The 15714-nt window shown below is 73.6% G+C and carries 17 protein-coding genes; 7 read left to right on the forward strand and 10 right to left on the reverse strand.

Translation table 11 applies throughout. The annotated features are described in order from the left end of the window. Window positions 1-18: 18 nt before the first annotated feature. Window positions 19-522 carry a MarR family winged helix-turn-helix transcriptional regulator gene (locus tag ACQPXD_RS17595; RefSeq protein WP_432839696.1) on the forward strand — a complete coding sequence of 168 codons (504 nt, stop codon included), beginning with the start codon at window positions 19-21 and terminating at the stop codon, window positions 520-522. 17 nt (window positions 523-539) lie between these two features. Here the strand turns inward: ACQPXD_RS17595 and ACQPXD_RS17600 are convergent, their stop codons facing one another. Both ACQPXD_RS17600 and ACQPXD_RS17605 read right to left on the reverse strand, forming a co-directional pair. Then, window positions 540-1403: an alpha/beta fold hydrolase gene (locus ACQPXD_RS17600; protein ID WP_432839698.1), complete on the reverse strand. Its 864-nt coding sequence runs from the start codon at window positions 1401-1403 to the stop codon at window positions 540-542. A 103-nt stretch (window positions 1404-1506) separates the two neighbouring features. Beyond that, on the reverse strand, window positions 1507-1767 hold the full coding sequence (locus ACQPXD_RS17605) for an acyl-CoA-binding protein (RefSeq protein ID WP_432839700.1): 261 nt from the start codon (window positions 1765-1767) through the stop codon (window positions 1507-1509). Between the two features lie 78 nt (window positions 1768-1845). On the opposite strand from ACQPXD_RS17605, the gene ACQPXD_RS17610 reads away from it, so the two are divergent. Continuing rightward, complete coding sequence (locus ACQPXD_RS17610) at window positions 1846-2430, forward strand: GtrA family protein (protein WP_432839702.1); 585 nt, start codon at window positions 1846-1848, stop codon at window positions 2428-2430. Next, a complete protein-coding gene (locus ACQPXD_RS17615) occupies window positions 2427-3212 on the forward strand; it encodes an SDR family NAD(P)-dependent oxidoreductase (RefSeq protein ID WP_432839704.1) in 786 nt (261 codons plus the stop codon). The genes ACQPXD_RS17610 and ACQPXD_RS17615 overlap by 4 nt, the downstream gene beginning before the upstream one ends. A gap of 5 nt (window positions 3213-3217) precedes the next feature. On the opposite strand, the gene ACQPXD_RS17620 is transcribed toward ACQPXD_RS17615, so the two are convergent. Continuing rightward, on the reverse strand, window positions 3218-3694 hold the full coding sequence (locus ACQPXD_RS17620) for a hypothetical protein (protein WP_432839706.1): 477 nt from the start codon (window positions 3692-3694) through the stop codon (window positions 3218-3220). Window positions 3695-3783: 89 nt separating this feature from the next. On the opposite strand from ACQPXD_RS17620, the gene ACQPXD_RS17625 reads away from it, so the two are divergent. After that, window positions 3784-4269 carry a hypothetical protein gene (locus tag ACQPXD_RS17625; protein ID WP_432839708.1) on the forward strand — a complete coding sequence of 162 codons (486 nt, stop codon included), beginning with the start codon at window positions 3784-3786 and terminating at the stop codon, window positions 4267-4269. A 36-nt stretch (window positions 4270-4305) separates the two neighbouring features. On the opposite strand, the gene ACQPXD_RS17630 is transcribed toward ACQPXD_RS17625, so the two are convergent. The 6 genes from ACQPXD_RS17630 to ACQPXD_RS17655 all read right to left on the reverse strand — a co-directional run bounded on the left by ACQPXD_RS17630 (window position 4306) and on the right by ACQPXD_RS17655 (window position 10053). After that, the gene (locus ACQPXD_RS17630; protein WP_432839710.1) at window positions 4306-5934 is read right to left on the reverse strand and encodes a thiamine pyrophosphate-binding protein; all 1629 of its coding nucleotides are present in this window, start codon (window positions 5932-5934) and stop codon (window positions 4306-4308) included. A 10-nt stretch (window positions 5935-5944) separates the two neighbouring features. Continuing rightward, on the reverse strand, window positions 5945-6706 hold the full coding sequence (locus ACQPXD_RS17635) for a cyclase family protein (protein ID WP_432839712.1): 762 nt from the start codon (window positions 6704-6706) through the stop codon (window positions 5945-5947). 37 nt (window positions 6707-6743) lie between these two features. Continuing rightward, the gene (locus ACQPXD_RS17640; RefSeq protein WP_432839714.1) at window positions 6744-7415 is read right to left on the reverse strand and encodes a DivIVA domain-containing protein; all 672 of its coding nucleotides are present in this window, start codon (window positions 7413-7415) and stop codon (window positions 6744-6746) included. A gap of 267 nt (window positions 7416-7682) precedes the next feature. Beyond that, window positions 7683-8555 carry an N-acyl homoserine lactonase family protein gene (locus ACQPXD_RS17645; protein WP_432839716.1) on the reverse strand — a complete coding sequence of 291 codons (873 nt, stop codon included), beginning with the start codon at window positions 8553-8555 and terminating at the stop codon, window positions 7683-7685. Further along, window positions 8552-9121 (reverse strand): carboxymuconolactone decarboxylase family protein, encoded by a 570-nt coding sequence (locus ACQPXD_RS17650; protein WP_432839718.1) that lies wholly within the window; start codon window positions 9119-9121, stop codon window positions 8552-8554. The genes ACQPXD_RS17645 and ACQPXD_RS17650 overlap by 4 nt, the downstream gene beginning before the upstream one ends. Continuing rightward, a complete protein-coding gene (locus ACQPXD_RS17655) occupies window positions 9118-10053 on the reverse strand; it encodes a DUF6282 family protein (protein WP_432839720.1) in 936 nt (311 codons plus the stop codon). The genes ACQPXD_RS17650 and ACQPXD_RS17655 overlap by 4 nt, the downstream gene beginning before the upstream one ends. Window positions 10054-10208: 155 nt before the next feature. On the opposite strand from ACQPXD_RS17655, the gene ACQPXD_RS17660 reads away from it, so the two are divergent. The 3 genes from ACQPXD_RS17660 (at window position 10209) to ACQPXD_RS17670 (ending at window position 14142) form a co-directional block, all read left to right on the forward strand. Next, a complete protein-coding gene (locus tag ACQPXD_RS17660; RefSeq protein ID WP_432839722.1) occupies window positions 10209-11591 on the forward strand; it encodes an MFS transporter in 1383 nt (460 codons plus the stop codon). A gap of 22 nt (window positions 11592-11613) precedes the next feature. Beyond that, window positions 11614-12621, forward strand: a complete 1008-nt coding sequence (locus ACQPXD_RS17665; RefSeq protein WP_432839724.1) for a cyclase family protein — start codon at window positions 11614-11616, stop codon at window positions 12619-12621. 93 nt (window positions 12622-12714) lie between these two features. After that, window positions 12715-14142, forward strand: a complete 1428-nt coding sequence (locus tag ACQPXD_RS17670; RefSeq protein WP_432839726.1) for a GH1 family beta-glucosidase — start codon at window positions 12715-12717, stop codon at window positions 14140-14142. 655 nt (window positions 14143-14797) lie between these two features. Here the strand turns inward: ACQPXD_RS17670 and ACQPXD_RS17675 are convergent. Further along, a complete protein-coding gene (locus ACQPXD_RS17675) occupies window positions 14798-15706 on the reverse strand; it encodes a LysR family transcriptional regulator (protein ID WP_432839728.1) in 909 nt (302 codons plus the stop codon). Window positions 15707-15714: the final 8 nt, after the last annotated feature.

The raw sequence follows: 15714 nt of genomic DNA on the forward strand, positions 1-15714 counted from the left end.
AATCAGAGGGGTGGGGCTGTGGTGCGGGACACTTCGGGCGGCCGGCCCGGCCGGCGGCTGCCCACGCGCGAGGAACTGGCCGTCTGGCGGGACTTCATCGAGACGGCCGAGGCGCTGCGCGGGCGCATCGCGGCCCGGCTGCAGACCGACGCCGGGCTGTCGAGCGGTGATTATGTGGTGCTGCTGGCGCTGAGTGAGGCGGCGGAGCACCGGCTGCGCTCCTCCGACCTGGCCACCGCCGCCGGCTGGGAGCGCAGCCGGCTGTCGCACCACCTGGCCCGTATGGAGCGGCGCGGGCTGATCCGCCGCGAGGACTGCCCGACCGACAGCCGGGGCGCCGAGGTGGTGCTCACCCCGGACGGCGCGGCGGCCTTCCACGGCGCCACCGTCCCGCACCTGCGCGCCGTCCGCGAGCTGTTCGTCGACGCCCTCACGCCCCAGCAGCTCGCCGCGGTCGCCGACCTCACGGCCGCGCTGCGGGACGGGCTCGCGGCCCCGCCCGCCGCGCCGCCGCGGCCTTGACGCCTACCGCTTCCGCCTCAGGCCGGCGCCGCGGCCAGCCAGGGGCGCAGGATCGGCAGGACCACCGCCGCCTGCATGGCGCGCATGTGGTCCAGGCCGTCCAGCACGTGCACCTGCCAGCCGAGCGCCTCCAGCTCCGGCCGCCGGGCGGCCAGCGCGGGGCCGATACTCACCCGGACGCCGCCCCAGCGCTCGTCGTAGTCGATCTCGTCCGCCGAGCCGGCGAAGCACAGCCGCGGGACGGTGAGCCGGGACAGGGCCGCGCGCTCGTCGAAGCCCCGCAGCGCCTCGTACAGCGTCACGAACTGCCGGGTCTGGGCCTCCGACAGCGTCGGCTCGACGCCCGACCAGTCCGGCTCGGCCGCGGGATCGGCCGGCGGACCGGGCTCCGCGGGCGGCCGGGGCCGCGGGCCGGCGACCGCCGCCGCGTGGGCCGCGGCGGTGACCTTGAGCATTTCCCGGTACGGCCCGCCGAGCGCCGGGAAGCCGCCCATGGCCAGCGCGGTGAGCCGGTCGGTGCGCACGGCCAGCTGCAGGCCGGCGACGGCGAGCCAGGAGTAGCCGTAGTAGGCGAACCGGTCCGCGCCGGCCGCGCCAGCCACGGCGAGCAGGTCGGCGGCCAGGTTGTCCGGGGTCAGCGTGCCGGGCTTCGGCGCCGCCAGCACGTGACCCTCGTAGTCGAACGCCACCACCCGGAACGCGCCGGCCAGCCCGTCGATCAGGGTGCGGCCCAGCGCCGGGTCGGCGCCCCAGCGGCGCAGCTCGTCGGCCTGCGGCCCCTCGACCGGCACCGGGTTCACCGGCAGCAGCACCGTCGGGCCTTCGCCTCGCACCTCCACGGCGATGGCGGCGCCGTCATGCAGTCGTACGCGGAGAGTCATGGCCTCCAACGTATCGTTGAACCGTCCGGTGAGACTTTTCGCGACGCCGCGCAGGCCGGCGCCCGGCAACCCTCAAACCGGTGGACACCGAGTCCGATTTCCGTCAGGACCCGGTTTGCAGCCGCCCGACCAGGTCGACATAGCGCTGTTGGGCGTCCTGCCGGTCGGTGCCCTCGAGGGCCTTCCACGCGTCGAACTTGGCCCGCCCGACGAGGTCGAACACGCCGGGCCGCCGGCCGCTCGCGTCGCCCTGAGTGCCCTGCTTGAACAGGGCATACAACTCCAGGAGGACCTCGTTGCCGGGCCGCTGCGGCAACTGCTTGACCTCGTGCTGCGCCTGCTCGAACGCTTCGCTCACGGACACCCGGCAAGCCTATCCGGCTTTACCCGTGGGCGTCGGGGCGATTGCCGGGACGTAAGGCGGATAGGGCAGGATCGTGGCATGAGCGCTTCGGGGGAGCGGGGACGCGGCCGGTGGGCCGAGCGGGCGGGCGATCTGCTCACCGGGTGGGTGGACCGGCTGCCCATGCGACTGCGCCGGTATCTGCCCCGTGACCTGGTCGGCTTCGCCATGCTGGGCGCGTTCACCTTCTCGGTCGACCTCTGCACGCTGATGGTGCTGCGGCACACCACCCGGCTGCCGCTGCCGGTCGCGGTGTCGATCGCCTACCTCACCGCCTTCGGCCTCAATTTCGTGCTCAACCGCACGGTCAACTTCCGCTCACACGCCCCGGTCGGCGGCCAGGTGCTCCGCTACGCGCTGGTGGCGGTCGGCGACTACCTGATCACGGTCGGGGTGTCCTCCGGGCTCTACGCGCTCGGCCTCGACGTGCGGGTCTCCCGGGTCACCGCGGCGGCGGTCGTGGCCCTGTTCACCTACTCGCTGTCGCGCTGGTGGGTGTTCCGCGACCGGTCCGGCGCCGCCCCCGCCCCCGGCGAGCCCGCCACCGAGGAGCCGGCCGGCGCCCGGCCCGGGGAGCCGGCGGTCAGCGGGATCGCGGGTCCGGGCCGTACCGTCGGGGAATGACCAACTCCTATGCGAGCCCCTCCGCCCTGGAGGGCAAGGCCTGCATCGTGACCGGCGCGGCCCAGGGCATCGGCCGCGGCATCGCCCAGGCCCTCACCGAGCGCGGCGCGGCGGTGCTGCTCGTCGACCACAACCCGGACACCCTGGCCGCGACCGCCGCCGCCCTGTCGGCCGACGGCCGCCGCGCGGAGCCGCTGCTGTCCGACATCCGCGGGCCGGCCGAGCCCGACCGCATCGCCGCCACCGCCGTCGAGCGCTTCGGCCGCCTGGACGTGCTGGTGAACAACGCCATCGCCACCCGACCCGCCGGCCCGTTCACCGAGCACACCGACGCCGACTACGACCTGGTCTTCGACACCGGCCCCCGGGCCACCTTCCGCCTCATGCGGGCCGCCTTCCCGCACCTGGCCGCCTCCGGCGCCGGCTCGGTGATCAACCTCGGCTCCAGCGCCGGCACCGAGGGCCAGGCCGGCTGGGCGACCTACGCCGCGGCGAAGGAGGCGATCCGCGGCTTCTCGAAGGTCGCCGCGACCGAGTGGGGCGCCGCGCAGGTCCGGGTCAACGTGATCTGCCCGTTCGCCAACTCGGAGGGCGCGCAACTATGGGAGCGCTTCGACCCGGACGGCTTCAACGCCGCCCTGGCCAAGGTCCCGCTCGGCCGCATCGGCGACACCCGCACCGACATCGGCGCCCTGGTCGCCTTCCTGGCCGGCGACGAGTCCACGTACATCACCGGCCAGACCATCATGATCGACGGCGGCTGGGGCATGCACCGCATCTGAGCGCCTCAGGCGTAGGTGAGGTCCAGGGTGTCGGCGTGGCCCGGCCAGGTGAGGGTCAGCCGCCAGCAGCCGGGCCTGGGCAGGTCGACGATCGACGGGCCCGGGCCGCCCTCGACGGTGTCGCCGGCGGTGGTGGCCGTGCCGTCGAGAGCGGCGCTGATCGTGAGGTCGCCCGGTGGGTACGACTCCTTCGCCACCCACAGGATCTTGTTGGCCTTGCCGTCCGTGCGGGCGGCCGTGAGCGGAGACCCGAAGAGGACGGCGGTGATCGTGCCGCGGTCGCCCAGGACGTGCGGGACGCTCGGGTCGCCGGAGAAGCCGGCGCGGGCCCAGTCCGGTAGCGGGCCGGTGTCGACCGGCGAGCCGCAGCCGGTCCGGGCCGCGGCCGGCGACTCCGCGGCCGGCGGCGGGGGCGGGGGCGGGGCGGTCGCGGTGCAGGCGGTGAGGGCCAGGGCGGCGGCGAGCGGGGGCAGCAGTCTCACGAAGAGGAGGAGCCGCGGCGTGGGCGCCCGGTTCCCGGTGACACCGCGGCCGCCTCGGCCGTCGCGCTCGGTGATTTACCCTGGGCGATGTGAAGTGGGTCGTGGGGGCGGCGTTCGCCGTCGTTGCGTACGCGGTCGCGCTCATCGGCTGGCTGCTGGTGCCGGGCTGCGGTCCGGTGCCCTTCCCGCTGTGCCTCGTCGCGTTGTTGGCACCGTTTCCGCTTGCCGCCGCTGGCGCCATCGTCGGGCCGCGGGTGCCGCTGCGGCGGCCGGGCGCGGTGGTCGCCGGTGCCGGCGCCGCCCTCGTCGCGCTGTTGTTCGCCGCTCTCGTCGCAACCGTAGCCCTGCCGTTGCCGGCACCGCCCGGCCCGGGTGTGCCCGAGGACGTCGGCGGCGGGTACGTGTTGGACCAGCACGGCTCGCAGACGCCCCTGTCCGTCGATGACTACCGGACCGCGCTGATGTCGCACGAGCGGTTCATGTTGTGGACCGGTGCGCTGTTATGCCTCGTGGGGACGCTCGCGGCGGGCGTGCACGGGGAGCGGCTGGCCGACCGGGCGGCTCGGCGTGGCTGATGGTTCCGCGCCGGAAAATCGCGGATCCCCATGGGGCTAGTGGCCGAAGGCTTCCTCCAGCCACCAGGAGCCGTGGCTGGCGGTGACTTTCGCGTCCAGCAGTAAAGGGCGGTCGCGCGGGCCGGACAGCCAGTCCGCGACCGCGGCCAGGTCGGCGGGGGCGCGGACCACGGCGGCGGCGCAGCCGTAGCCGCGGGCGATGGCGGCCAGGTCGGTGTCGGGGAAGGTGACCGTGTCCAGCGGGTGGCCGTGCGGGCCGAAGTGGTGCACCTCCGCGCCGTAGGCGGCGTCGTCGTACACCACGATGATCATCGGCAGGCCGAGCCGCACGACGGTCTCCAGCTCGGCGACGCCCATCAGGAAGCCGCCGTCGCCGAGCGCCGCGACCGGCAGCCGGTCCGGGCGGGCGATGGCCGCGCCGATCGCGGTGGCCAGGCCGAGGCCGACCGACTGGAACGCCTGCGTGAAGCAGAACCCGGCGGCGTCGGGCACCGAAAGGTACATCGCCGGATAACCCATGAAATTGCCCGAGTCCACGCTGAGGGTCCGCTCGGCCGGCAGCAGGTCGTCGAGGCCGATCGACAGCGTGCGCGGGTCGATGCGGCCGGTGCCGGTTTCGTCGTGGTACGGCACGTCCCGCCACCGCACGGGCGGCAGCGGGCGGTCGCGGTAGCCGGGCGCGGCGTGGCCGCGGGCGGCGAGCAGCGCCTCGGCGGCGGCCGCGGTCGCGCCGGCGTCGCCGAGCACGCCCAGTCCGACCCGGGGGTTGGCGTGCAGGGCGTCGGGGTCGACGTCGACCTGCGCGACGTCGGCGTCCGGGCCGAGGAGTTTGCCGTGCCGGGTGGTCCACATGTTCAGCGCGCAGCCCCAGGCGACCACGGCGTCCGCGCCGGCGATCCGCTCGGCGGCGGCGGGCGAGGCGAAGCCGCCGGACACGTCGAGGTACCACGGATCGCCGTTGAACAGTCCCTTGGCGACGGCCGACGTCGCGAGCAGGGCGCCGCACCGCTCGGCCAGGGCGGCGATGGCGGCCGCGGCCGCCGGGTCGCGCGCGCCGCGGCCGGCGACGAACACCGGGCGCTTCGCGGCAGCCAGCAGGTCGGCCAGCGCCGCCACCGCCTCCGGCGCGGGGGTGAGCAGCGGGGGAGCGGGCAGCGGCCGGTGCGGCGCGGCGGGCGCCTCGCCGGCCTGCACGTCCAGCGGCAGGCTGACCACGACGGTGCGCCGCTCGGTCCGGGCCCGGCGGACGGCCCGCAGCACGTCGTCGACGGCGGAGTCCGGGGTGGCGGCCCGCTCGTGGGTCGCGCCGACCGCGGCGGCGAGCGCGGCCTGGTCGAGGCGGAAGTTGGACCGGGCCCCGGCCGCGCCGGTGTCGGCGGCGAGCACCACCATCGGGGTGCGGCTCTTGGCCGCCTCGGCGATGCCGGTCAGCGCGTTGGTCACGCCCGGGCCCTGGTGCAGCGTCAGCACGCCGAGCCGGCCCGACGTGCGGGCGTAGGCGTCGGCCATCACCGCGGCGCCGCCCTCGTGCCGGGCCGCGACGAACCGCACGCCGGCCGCGGCCAGCGCGTTGGTCAGGTGGAAGTTGCCGCTGCCGACCACGCCGAAGGCGCACTCGACGCCGGCCGCGGCCAGCGCCCGGCCGACGGCCTCGGCGACCAGCACGGCGCCCGCCTCAGCGCTCGACCAGGGCGAGGACCCGGCACGGGCTGCCGGAGCCGCGCAGGATGGGCAGCGGCGCCGCGACGATGACGGCGCCGGTCGGCGGGAGCCGGTCGAGGTTGCGCAGCTGGGTGAGGCCGTACTTCCCGGCGCCGAGCAGGAACGAGTGGCACGGGAACGGCGGGTCGAAGGAGTGCGCGGCGCCCGCGTCGGTGCCGACGGTCTCCACGCCGAAGCCGGCGATCGGGGACTCCTCGGCCAGCCACCGCGCGCACGCCACGGACACGCCCGGCGTGTTGCCAGCGTTGAGGAAGGCGGCGTCGTCCTCGCCGCGGGCGTCCCAGCCGGTGCGGTACAGCAGCCAGCCGCCGGCCGGCAGCGGACCGTGCTCGGCCTCCCAGGCCCGGATGTCGTCGACCTCGAGCAGGTAGCCGGGGTCGGCGGCGGCCCGCTCGGCGCGGTCGATGACCACCGCGGGCGCGAGCAGCCGCCGCGCCGGCACCTGCGACACGTCCTCGCCGTCGCGGCCGGTCACCCAGTGGATCGGCGCGTCGAAGTGGGTGCCGGTGTGCTCGCCGGAGCGGAAGTTGTTCCAGTACCAGCCGGGGCCGCGCTCGTCATACCGGCTGATCTCTTCGAACTGGAACCGCCACGTGTTGCCGAACGGCTCGGGCAGTTGCAGGATCGGCGTGTCACCGCTGAGCGGCGCCGTCAGATCGACAACCTCGATCGAGCCGGCCGTGACGGCATCCACCAAATCGGACAGGAGCGACATGCGGCGACCGTAACACCCCGGCCGCCGCAGTCAACGGTCATTCGTCGTCCGGGTCGGGCTCCTCGATGTGCTGGCCGTGCTGGGCCGGCTCCGCGTATTCGGCCCGCTGGGCCGGCATCAGCTCCCCGGCCACCGGGGCGGCCTCCTGGAACTCGGTCGCCACCTGCGGCTGGTTCACCCACAGCGCGCGCATCTGCTGCTGCATGAAGGCGGTGAGGCGGGCGCGGTACTCGTGGTCGAACCGCTCCAGCGACTCGATCTGCTGCTGCAGCGCCGTGCGCTTGGCGGTCAGCCCGCCGACCACGTCCTCGTAGGTCTGCTCGGCCCGGTGCCGGATGTCGTGGGCCTGCCGCTGCGCCTCGCCGACGATGTCCTCGGCCCGGCCCTGCGCCTCGGCCATCACCTCGTTGGCGTTGCGCTCGGTCTCACCGGCGAACGCCTCGGCCTCGCGGGCGATCTTCACCGCCGACGAGCGGGCCCGGTTGAGGATCATCTCCGCCTCGTCGCGCAGCGAGTCGGCCTGGGCCTGCGCCTCCGACACGATCTGGTTGGCCGCGGCGTGCGCCTCGCCCCGGATGTGCTCGGCCTCGCGCCGCGCCGACTCGATGTGCTCCTCGGCGGTACGCTGCGCCATGGTCAGCACCATGAGCGCCTTCTGCTGCTCGTTGACGCCCGGCGGGCCCATCGGCTGCTCGGGGATCTGGCCCACCGCACCCGTTCCGCCGTTTAAGCGGTCGTCGTACCCTCGCATCCCGCTTTGCGTCATTTCGTGCCCTCCTCCGTGCCGGTTGCGCAGACCGGCCGGGAGTCCGCCGGCAGCCTGGAATGCCCCGCGCAGGGTACCCGAGAAGCCCCCGAGTGTGAGTCCCGCTCAGGATCTGTTCATGCGGACCTAAGCATCTCCTAACCCGCCGCGCCCCGCCACCGGGACTCTGGCACCGGCCCGCGTGCCCCTGAGGGCCGGGGCACGAGCGGTTCAGGGACGGCGATCGGGTGACCGGCGCGCCGGCAGGAGGGTCGGGTGGCCGCCGGCGAGGGAGACCTCGGCGACGTGCAGGCCGTCGTCGAAGACCGTCGAGGGGAAGCGGTCCCAGACGGCGGACTCGTGGAAGGGGAGGATGCGGCGGGTGTCCCGGCCGACCGCGTCCAGCATGGCCTCGGCCAGGTCGAGCCAGGCGGCGGCGCTGCCGGTGGTCATCGCGATCGGGGCGTAGACGCCGTCGCCGTGGATGCCGTCGACGTTTTCGTAGGTGTACATGTTGTCGCCGGCGAAGAGCCACGGGCCGTCGGCGGCGTTGGTGACGGCGACCAGCTGGGAGCCGGCGGTGTGGGTGTCGTGTGCGGGGCGCAGTTCGATGCCGGGGAGGACCTCGAGGGTGCCGTCGGCGAGGGTGGCCGGGCGGGCGGCCAGCTGGGCGGGCAGGTCGGCCTGGCAGGAGCGGGTGAGGAACTCGAAGCGGGCGGGGCGGGCGGCGGCGGCCTGGTAGCGCTCGATCTCCCGGCGCTGGATGTAGACGTGCGCGGCGGGGAACCGCTCGACGCAGCCGGCGTGGTCGAAGTGGTTGTGGGTCAGCAGGATCGTGTCGACGTCCTGCGCCGCGACGCCGACGCGGGCCAGCACGTCGACCGGGGCGAGCCAGCGGGTCCGGCCGTACTTGGCGGTGAGCCGCTCGTAGATGGCCGGGTCGGCGAAGCCGGTGTCGACCAGGATGCAGCGCTCGGCGGTGCGCACCAGGCCGAAGCAGTACGGCATCCGCCGGTGCCCCTCGTTGGGCTGGGCGGCGAACAGGTTGCTGGCCGGGAAGGCGTCGACGTAACCGTACTCCAGGATCCAGATCGAGGCGTTCACCGCTCGGCCGCCGGGCGGACGTCGAAGACGGCCAGCTGCCAGGCCAGCATCGTGTAGTACCCCAGAATCGTGACGAGCTCGAGCAGCCCGGGCTCGCCCAGCAGCTCGGCGGCGGCGCGGAACTCCTCGTCGGCGAGCGTGCCGTGGCGCAGGATCGCCCGCGTGGTGCGCAGCGCGCAGGACTCCACATCGGACAGTCCGGCCGGCTCGCGGCCCTCGGCCAGCGCCGCCTGGTCGGCGTCGGTGAGCCCGGCGGCGGTGGCGGCGCGGCCGTGGGCGTGCAGCTCGAAGGGGCTGTCGTGGTGGTGGGCGACGAGCAGGATGGCGATCTCGCGGGTCCGGGCCGGCAGCCGCGAGCCGAACCGGACCGTCCCGCCGATCTGCTCCAGCGCCCGGCCGAAGCGCGGGCTGAGGATCCACACCGCGGGCGGGCCCTGCAGCCGGCCGTCGGCGCCGACCAGCGAGAACGCGCTGCCGGGGGCGGCCCTCGGGCCGGTGGTGAAGGCCTCGTAGAGCTCGCGCTGCTCCGCGGTCATGTCCGCCGGATCGACGCCGTCGACTCTCATGCCGTGACTCCCAGGAACGCGCGCGGATTGGCGGACACCATGGTGGACAGCTCTTCGGGGGTCCAGCCGAGGTACGCCAGCTGCTCCAGGAACATGCGCAGGCACTCCGGCTCCGGCGGTACCCACCGGGAAAAGACGTCGGTGCTGAGGATCGCCCGCTGCGGCCCGACCGCGCGCAGGGCCGCGTGGACGTCCCGCACCGTCATGTGCCCGTCCGGGTGGACCAGCGGGGCGTTGGCGAACTCCAGGTAAGCCCCCGTGTCGGCGAGCTCGCGCAGCCGCTGCGGGTCCTGGCTGTAGTGCAGCGGGTGCGTGATGAGCAGCCGCTGGCCGATGTCGGCGCAGTAGGCGGCGACGGCGCGGCTCTCTTCGAGGGAGGCGTGGCCGGTGGCGAGCGCGAGGTCGAGGGCGCGGCAGGCGTCGATGACCTCGCGCGCCCGCCCCGACAGGCTCCCGCCGGGCTCGCACAGCGCGATCGCGGTCCTGGCGTTGTACTCGGCGAACGACGGCGAGATGCGCCGCAGCAGCATCGAGATGTACCCGTCGCGGGCCAGGTCGGCGGCGGCGCCCCAGGTCGGCAGGAACACCACCCGGGCGCCGTGGGCGGCGGCGAGCTCGACGACGCTGGGCTCCAGGCCGCCGACCGGCGGGTTGAGGGTGATGCTGCCGTGGACGGCGAAGCCGGTGCCCGACAGGGCCTGCCGGATGTGCGCGGCCCGGTCCATTGTGGACCACAGGTGGGACTTGAGCACCCAGCCGGACATGCCGTAGGCGTGGGCCAGCCGGGCGACCTCGACGTCGTCGCCGCGGTTGCGCAGCCCGGCGGAGAGGTCGGGCTGGCCGTGGACGTGCACGTCGATCGCGCCGCGCAGCAGCGCGTCGAACCCCTCCGGCAGCGCGGCCGGAAACGGATCAGCTCCCAGGTCGGTCATCAGCGCGATTGTATGACAGTATGACCGGAGGATCAAACCCGGGTTGAGCTGGGAAAACGTTGATCGGTTGCAACGTGGTCGTTGACAGTGTTTGTATGACGATTCTACAATCCCCTGCAACCCTCGAAACACCCCGCATCAGAATCGAGGCTCTCATGGCCGCTACGGGCACAACCAGCGGTACCGACATCAATTTGCGCCGGCGCCGGGCCGTGCGTGGCGCCTACACCGGGTTCTTCGTCGACTCGTTCGACATCTACCTGCCGGCCATCGCCCTGCTGCCGGCGATGATGTACTTCAACAAGGGCCTCTCGCCGGGCGCGGCGCAGATCGCCACCGACCTCACCTTCGCCGCCACGCTGCTGGGCCGCCCGGTAGGCGCGCTCATCTTCGGGCACTTCTCCGACCGGCTGAGCCGCAAGCAGACCGGCGCCATCGCCATCTACGGGTTCGCGGCGGTCACCTTCCTCATCGCCTGCCTGCCCGGCGCCGAGCAGGTCGGCGCGGGCCTGGCCATCGGCATCCTCATCTTCCTGCGCTTCGTCGACGGCATCTTCCTCGGCGGCGAGTACACGGCGGCGACCCCCATGGCCATCGAGTACACCGACCCGCGCCGGCGCGGCTTCATCGGCGGCGTCATCCAGTCCTCGGCCACCACCGGGTACATCGCCATCGCGATCTTCACCTATCTCGCCCTGAAGATCCTGCCGGCCGGCAAGATCGACTCCGGCTACGTGCAGTGGGGCTGGCGCATCCCGTTCTTCGTCGGCGCGATCCTGGCCTTCATCGTCGCCCGGTTCATCCGCCGCGACGTCGAGGACTCCGTGGTCTGGCAGGAGGCCGAGCGCAGCAAGGCGCCGCTGCGCGACACCTTCACCGGGTCGTCGTTCCGCGCGTTCCTGCAGGTCTTCGTGGTCATGACCGGCATCTTCTTCTGCTCCAACATGCTCGGCTCGCTGATGCCCCAGCTGCTGCTGGGCCACAAGGGCTACACTGCCAGTGACCTGACGCTCACGCTCATCTTCTGCAACCTGCTGGTGCCGTTCTCCTACATCCTCGGCGGGCGCCTCGCCGACGTGAAGGGCCGGCGCTTCGCGATGATCCTGACCGGCTCGATCACCGCCGTCGTGATGACCGCGGCCCTGGCCCTGCTGGGCTCCAACAGCTACAACGGCTGGTTCCCGCTGACCGTCACCGCGTTCTTCGTCGCCTTCTCCTCGGTCGGGGCGTTCGGCGTGATGCCGGCGTACATCAACGAGCGCTTCCCGACCCGGGTCCGCTCGTCGGGCTGGGGCATGGGCTACAGCTTCGCCGCGATCATCCCGGGCCTGTTCACCTTCTACCAGACGGCGCTCACCGGCTGGATGCCCCGCTCGTACACCCCGGCCGTGCTCGCCTGCCTCGGCGGCGTGCTGATCGTCATCGGCGGGATCATCGCGCCGGAGACGCTGGGGCGTAACCTCGCCGAGGTCGATGAGCTGGAGCAGTCGCAGCAGCCCTCGTCCGCCACGTCCACGACCCTCGCCACGGCCAACTGAGGCCACGTTGTCAGGAGTGCAGATGCGGTACCGCCGGACCGACGTACCCACCTATCGCCAGCTGCTGGCGCGGGACGACGGCCCGGCGGGCTCGTCCTGGGGTGTCTTCGGCGAGCGCGACCAGCTGGGCGCGCTGAACTTCCAGACGCCTCAGAGCCGGGCCGGTGCGGCCGGGCTGGTGCGCACCGGGGCGGTGTTCAACCTCGACTACCCGGTCAACGCGTTTGTGCCGAGCATCGCCGGCACCCGCCCGCCGACCGAGCACCACATGTTCGCCAACAACCCCAACCACCGCGACGACTGGCTGGACTCCTTCTACCTGCAGTCCACCACGCAGATCGACGGCCTGCGGCACATGCGCCACCCGGTGCACGGCTTCTACGGCGGCGTGCCCGACGAGGCGATCGAGGCCGGCACCCCGGACCTGGGCATCCAGCTCGTGGCCGAGCACGGGATCCTCGGCCGGGGCGTGCTGCTGGATCTGCCGCGGTACTTCGCCGACGCCGGCAAGCCCTACGACCTCACCACCAACCAGGGCATCACCCCGGCCGACCTCGAGGGCGCGCTGCAGGCGTGCGACGTGGAGCTGGACTCCGGCGACGTGCTGCTGGTGCATACCGGGTTCGCCCGGCGGTACCTCGGCCTCGACCCGGAGGCGCAGGCCGCCTTCCGCGCCGACATCCAGGTGCCGGGCCTCGCCCAGTCGCCGGAGATGGCGGAGTTCCTGTGGGACCACCAGGTCTCGCTGGTGGCCAGCGACAATCCGGGCGTGGAGGCCTTCCCGGTCGACCGGGCGTCGGGCTTCTGGGACCCGGACGAGCCGGCCCCGGCCCGCGGCCCGACCCACAACGGGATGCTGCACCGCCCGGTGCTCGCCCTGCTGGGCATCCTGCTCGGCGAGCTGTGGAAGCTCGACGAGCTGGCCGAGGCGTGCGCGGCCGACGGCCGCTACGAGTTCCTGCTGACCGCCAAGCCCCTCGCGGTGGTCGGCGGCGTGGGCTCGCCCGCCAACGCCATGGCGGTCAAGTGACCTGCGGCCGATGGAAGGGTGGCATTTGCCGCTTGCATCGCGATTCGGGGGGATTTTTGTAGGTATAGCGGGACTCGCGCTAGGTTCGGCCGCATGCGACGGCGAAACCTCCTCACCCTGGCGGCCGCGGGCACGGTGGCCGGCTGCGCGAAGCCCGGCGCCGGCACCGCCGAGAACCTGGCGCCCGACGCACCCGACCCCGCCGGCTCCTCCAGCCCGGCGGGGCCGGCGTTTCCCGAGGGATTCGGCTGGGGGGCGGCGACGTCGGCGTACCAGATCGAGGGCGCCGCGAACGAGGACGGCCGCGGGCCGTCCGTCTGGGACGTGTTCTGCCACGAGCCGGGGCGCATCCGCAACGGGGACACCGGCGACGTGGCCGCCGACCACTACCACCGTTACGTCTCCGACCTCGACCTGATGCAGGACCTGGGCCTCACGTCGTACCGGTTCTCGGTCTCCTGGTCGCGGGTGCTGCCCACCGGCCGGGGCGCGGTCAACGCCAAGGGCATGGACTTCTACCAGCGACTGGTCGACGGGCTGCACGAGCGCGGGATCGCGCCGGTGGTCACGCTCTTCCACTGGGACACCCCGCAGGCGCTGCAGGAGCTCGGCGGCTGGGAGAACCGCGACTGCGCGAAGTGGTTCGCCGACTATGCCCACACCATGTTCACCGCGCTCGGCGACCGGGTGCCGACCTGGCTCACCCTCAACGAGCCCAAGACCGTGGTCGACGTCGGCTACACCGCCGGCACGCACGCCCCGGGCAAGCGGGACCGCAACCTGGCCAACGTGGTCGGCCACCATCTGCTGCTCGGGCACGGGCTGGCGGTGCAGGCACTGCGCGGTACCACCGGGAAAAGCCGCATCGGGGCGGCGCTGAGCCTGTCGCCCGCCTACCCGGCCGACGACTCGGCCGCGGCGGCGCACCAGACGGCGATCGCCGACGGCGAGGAGAACCGCCGCTGGCTCGACCCCGTGCTGCGGGGCCACTACCCGCAGGACTGGCTGGACACGCAGCCCGCCGACGCGCCGGTACGCGCCGCGATCAAGGACGGCGACCTGGCCGTCATCGGCACGCAGAGCGACGTGCTGGGCGTGAACTACTACGGCACCACGCACGTGACGAGCACCGGCGGCCGGATCATGGTGCACCCGACCTCGCAGGCGACCTGGCAGGAGATCGACCCCAACGGGCTTTACGACCTGCTGACCCGGATCAAGCGCGACTACGGCGACATCCCGCTGAGCATCACCGAGAACGGGATGGCCACCACCAACCCGCTGCGCGACGAGGACCGCATCGCCTTCCTGCGCGACCACTTGGCCGCCGCGCACCGGTCGATCCAGGCCGGGGTGAAGCTGGAGAGCTACCATCTGTGGTCGCTGATGGACAACTTCGAGTGGGCCGAGGGCTACACGCAGCGCTGGGGCATCGTCAACGTCGACTTCGCCAGCCAGCGCCGCACCCACAAGTCCAGCGCCGACTGGTACAAGACGGTCATCGCCCGCAACGCCGTCTGACCTGCACCCCGAAAAGTCGGGCGCTCCGCGCCACGACTTTTCGGATTTATACCCCGACAGGCGAAATATCCGTTAAGTGCCAGCTCGGCCGGACGGATGTCTCCGCGATCATGCATCAATTGCGGTGCGCACACGGGTTTTTCATGATCGCGGAAGGTCGATGTACTCGTGGGTACCTTAAGGTTCCGCGATCATGAAAAACTGGCTGCGCGCGGGTGGGATTCGCATGATCGCGGAGAGATTCGCTCATTCGGTCGCAGCGGCAGCGGCGGCAGCAGCGGCAGCGATGGTAGCGGCGGTGGGGGTGCGCGGCGCGGCGATCGCGGCGCGGCAGCGGCGGGGGTGCGGGACGGCGATCGCGGCGGCGGCGGGGTGCGGGGCGGTGATCGCCGCGGCAGCGGCGACGGCGGCAGCGGCCGAGCGGCAGCGGGGGTGCGGCAGCGGGGGTGCGGGGCGGTGATCGCCGCGATCGGGCGTCGGCGCGGCGGATTCCGCCGGTTCTGGTGGCGGTGCCGAAGGGTGCGGGGCGTGGAGCGTCCCGCCGGTGACGGTGCGTGGGCGGGTCGCGCGGCGGGCGATGGTGTGCAGGTTGCGACCGGGGTCGGTGGGCTGCCGGCCGGTCGGACCGTGCGTGGGGTGCGCCGCGGGGGCGGGGTCAGGTGGCGCGGCGGGCGATGGTCTGCAGGTCGCGGGCGGGGCCGGTGAGCTGCTGGCCGGTCGGCCACACCATGCGCAGGGTGCGCCGCAGTGGCAGTCCGGCGACCGGCACGGCGACAAGGGCGCCGGTGCCGAGTTCGCCGGTCACGGCCAGCGAGCTCAGCACCGCCGGGCCGCTGCCGGCGGCCACCGCCTGCTTGATGGCCGTCGTCGAGGATAGCTCCAGCATCGGCGCGGCCGGGGTGTGACCGTGCTCGCGCAGCGCCGCCTCCAAAGCTCGGCGGGTGCCGGACTCCGCCTCGCGGGCGACCAGCGGCGTGCCGGACAGCTCGGCCGGCGTGATGCCGCGCCGGCGGCGGGTCCATGGGTGGCCGGGTGGGACCAGGACGACCAGCCGGTCCTCCGCGACGGCCTCCGCGTGCAGGCCGGTCGGTAGGTCCGGGCCCTCGATGAAGCCGAGCCCGGCCCGGCCGGCGAGGACGGCGGCGGCCACCTGGGCGGAGTTGCCCGCCCGCAGCGTGACCGCCAGCTCGGGGCTGGTCCGCCGCAGCGCCACGAGCCAGGCGGGTAGCAGGTACTCGGCGACGGTCTGGCTGGCCGCCACCGCGAGCCGGCTCTCCGCGGTGCCGCGCAGCGCCGCGGCGCCGGCGGCCAGCGCCGCCGCGGCGTCGACGGCGACCCGGGCCCAGTCCGCGACCAGCGCGCCGGCCTCGGTGAGGGTGGAGCCGCGCGGGCTGCGGTGCAGCAGCGTCACGCCGAGGCGCCGCTCCAGCTGGCGCAGGCGGGCGCTGGCCGCCGGCTGGGACATGCCGTGCGCCGCGGCGGCGGCGCCGACGCTGCCGGTGCGGACCACGGACAGCAGCAGGTCGAAGCTGGTCAGGTCGGTCACCAGCGGCGGCAGGGGCATAACCACAG

The sequence above is a fragment of the Dactylosporangium sp. CA-092794 genome (assembly GCF_050948465.1).
Classification (GTDB): domain Bacteria; phylum Actinomycetota; class Actinomycetes; order Mycobacteriales; family Micromonosporaceae; genus Dactylosporangium.

What these genes read in the sequence shown, in the direction of transcription:
- ACQPXD_RS17635 (WP_432839712.1), bottom strand. Translation starts at nt 6,706, where the DNA reads ATGTCGCTCCTGTCCGATTTGGTGGATGCCGTCACGGCCGGCTCGATC.
- ACQPXD_RS17650 (WP_432839718.1), bottom strand. Translation starts at nt 9,121, where the DNA reads ATGAGAGTCGACGGCGTCGATCCGGCGGACATGACCGCGGAGCAGCGC.
- ACQPXD_RS17665 (WP_432839724.1), top strand. Translation starts at nt 11,614, where the DNA reads ATGCGGTACCGCCGGACCGACGTACCCACCTATCGCCAGCTGCTGGCG.
- ACQPXD_RS17660 (WP_432839722.1), top strand. Translation starts at nt 10,209, where the DNA reads ATGGCCGCTACGGGCACAACCAGCGGTACCGACATCAATTTGCGCCGG.
- ACQPXD_RS17615 (WP_432839704.1), top strand. Translation starts at nt 2,427, where the DNA reads ATGACCAACTCCTATGCGAGCCCCTCCGCCCTGGAGGGCAAGGCCTGC.
- ACQPXD_RS17675 (WP_432839728.1), bottom strand. Translation starts at nt 15,706, where the DNA reads ATGCCCCTGCCGCCGCTGGTGACCGACCTGACCAGCTTCGACCTGCTG.
- ACQPXD_RS17655 (WP_432839720.1), bottom strand. Translation starts at nt 10,053, where the DNA reads ATGACCGACCTGGGAGCTGATCCGTTTCCGGCCGCGCTGCCGGAGGGG.
- ACQPXD_RS17610 (WP_432839702.1), top strand. Translation starts at nt 1,846, where the DNA reads ATGAGCGCTTCGGGGGAGCGGGGACGCGGCCGGTGGGCCGAGCGGGCG.
- ACQPXD_RS17670 (WP_432839726.1), top strand. Translation starts at nt 12,715, where the DNA reads ATGCGACGGCGAAACCTCCTCACCCTGGCGGCCGCGGGCACGGTGGCC.
- ACQPXD_RS17600 (WP_432839698.1), bottom strand. Translation starts at nt 1,403, where the DNA reads ATGACTCTCCGCGTACGACTGCATGACGGCGCCGCCATCGCCGTGGAG.